This window comes from Microcoleus sp. Pol7_B2, assembly GCF_036701035.1.
GTDB lineage: Bacteria > Cyanobacteriota > Cyanobacteriia > Cyanobacteriales > Microcoleaceae > Microcoleus.
The window spans coordinates 1-2,108 of the sequence record NZ_JAUBQB010000177.1; the positions used below are offsets into that span (position 1 = coordinate 1).

Annotated in this window: 4 protein-coding genes; 2 read left to right on the plus strand and 2 right to left on the minus strand. The window is 46.0% G+C overall.

The features are described from left to right. A partial coding sequence (locus QUA57_RS28360) for a two-partner secretion domain-containing protein (RefSeq protein WP_445304519.1) occupies nt 1–313 on the minus strand: 313 nt, incomplete at its 3' end. A 203-nt stretch (nt 314–516) separates the two neighbouring features. Beyond that, nucleotides 517–723: a hypothetical protein gene (locus QUA57_RS28365; RefSeq protein WP_333065122.1), complete on the minus strand. Its 207-nt coding sequence runs from the start codon at nt 721–723 to the stop codon at nt 517–519. Nucleotides 724–1,002: 279 nt separating this feature from the next. Here QUA57_RS28365 and QUA57_RS28370 point away from each other — a divergent pair, with 279 nt between their 5' ends. Together QUA57_RS28370 and QUA57_RS28375 are read left to right on the plus strand one after the other, a co-directional pair. Then, on the plus strand, nt 1,003–1,704 hold the full coding sequence (locus tag QUA57_RS28370; RefSeq protein WP_333065123.1) for a tyrosine-type recombinase/integrase: 702 nt from the start codon (nt 1,003–1,005) through the stop codon (nt 1,702–1,704). 145 nt (nt 1,705–1,849) lie between these two features. Further along, nucleotides 1,850–2,108 (plus strand): hypothetical protein (locus QUA57_RS28375; RefSeq protein ID WP_333251549.1); only part of this gene is annotated, 259 nt, incomplete at its 3' end.

Here is a 2,108-nt window from a genome sequence, read left to right on the forward strand (position 1 = left end):
AAGCATCGCCACCCACAACTCGCCCTAAAATATTGCGGATAGTGGGTTCAGAAATAAAGTTAACAATTTGACCGTCTGTGAGTCCAAACTGCTGAAAGCTATGAAAGAGATTAGTGCCGTCTTTTGAGCGCTGTCCCCCGTTGATGTTAAATTGATTGCCGGAAGCATTAACAGCAGTTCCTGTGCCATCGGGAGAGGGAGTAATTGGCTGTCCTGTAGCAGCAGGTGAGAACAGTAAAAAACCTAAAGATACCACCCAAGTATAAGTCAATAGTTGCTGTTGATATCTTTGAGTTATTCTTGTTATAGTCATTAGACTTATCTTGGGAATAAATGCTTGGCAGTCCGATTTTAATTTAAAATGAAATTTTTTACTCAACAAGCAGGATTGGACTTGAGACGGAACACGTTAAAAAGTGCGCTCATATACTATCTGACGAGGTTGGGATTATTGTTGATGTCTTTTTGAGTTAGAGAATCGCAAATTCGTTTAATTCCTCGATACACGAGCTTTTTTTATCGCAAACTGTAATAAGCGAGTTCCCAGCCCCATGCGACACGATAATCCATTGGTTTTGGCTTGACTAGCAACCGCCAAAGAGCTGCCCCTAAGTGCAGTGGAGTGTGAATTACATCGTTGTGAATAATGATATCGCCTATGACCAACTTATCAGGTGGAGACAAAACGCAGTGAAGTCTATCGACTTCGCTGTTGTGGTACAAGAGTTTGGCAAGAAAATATGAGTCTTCTTCCCCGTTTACTTGCAGGCGGTACTCACGTCTGCAAGCGATCGCAAATAATCATCCGATCGCGGTTTTCCGATGAACTTTCCAACATCATTTATTTTTAGAATACCCGATAGCGATTGTCGCTCACCGAATCTACGATGACCCTTATTTCCTTTAGCACCTCTCGCTACCACGTTAAGAAATTCCCGTATACCGATGCAGTAACGCAGTATTTGCGGCAAACTTTCTGGTATCGGGTCAAGTTTACCAAGCATGAAGATAGAACGGCACGGACAAGCCAAAATACTCACGCAACAGGAAATCGAGCTTTTGTTCAACAAAGGTTTGCAAACCTCACGCGATCGCACGCTGTTCGGAGTTTGTCTCTACACCGCCTGTCGTATTGCCGAAGCTTGTTCCCTGGAAGTCATCGATATTTACACTGCCTCTGGTACAGTCCGACCTACAATCAACTTCCGCAAGGGCAACACCAAAGGCCAACTCCAAACCAGAACGATTCCAGTCATTGAAGATTTGCGAAGTCTCCTGACATCTTGGAAACCCAACGCGGGTCAGACTTATTTATTCCCCGGCCGCCACCCTTCGCATCATTGGAAGCATCTGCACACCAACTCAGCGGATCAGATTTTGAGAGAAGCGTTCGAGCGAACCGGCATCGAGGGAGCCTCCACCCACAGCTTCCGTCGCACCGCCCTGACTCAGATGAGTAACGCCGGAATTCCGCTGCGGATTATTCAAGAAATCAGTGGTCATAGTAACCTCGAACAGTTGCAGCATTACTTAGAGGTGAAGCCGGATCAAGTCAAAGGAGCGATCGCCAGTCTTTCCATGCTTTCCTACAGGGGGAAAGCTACATTTCCCCCTGTAGAGGATGAATTGCCGGCTGTGCCGTTACCGAGGGAGCAACTGTCACAAGCGCAATCCGACGCAACTGAAGAAATTCCCGACTGGTGATCGGCTGACTGTAAAAAAAGGGATGCTCCAGCAGCATCTGCTGGCTAGGAGGTGCTATACCATCCGTTTAACGGCTCTCATAGTGTTCCAGAGAAGCTCGTGCCAAAGCCTGAGATTGGTTTACGGCATCATCACCAACCGAAAGTTGAGCACTCTCGTTACGCTAGAAAAGTTCTTTAAAGCCCTTAAGCCCATAAAACAAAGGCTCCTAAATCAGAGGAGCTTTAGTTTAAATATGGTTCCAGACATCGAGCTATTTTCGAGATGCAGTGACGGGTCAAATATCTTCGCCACATGGGCGTTTAACAAGCCAAAAGTTGTCAGGGTAAAAAACGCTGAAGACTGCAGAGAATTAAGTCATCATCCTTACCATGTAGAAAGAGAGGTCAAGCCCTCGGTCTATT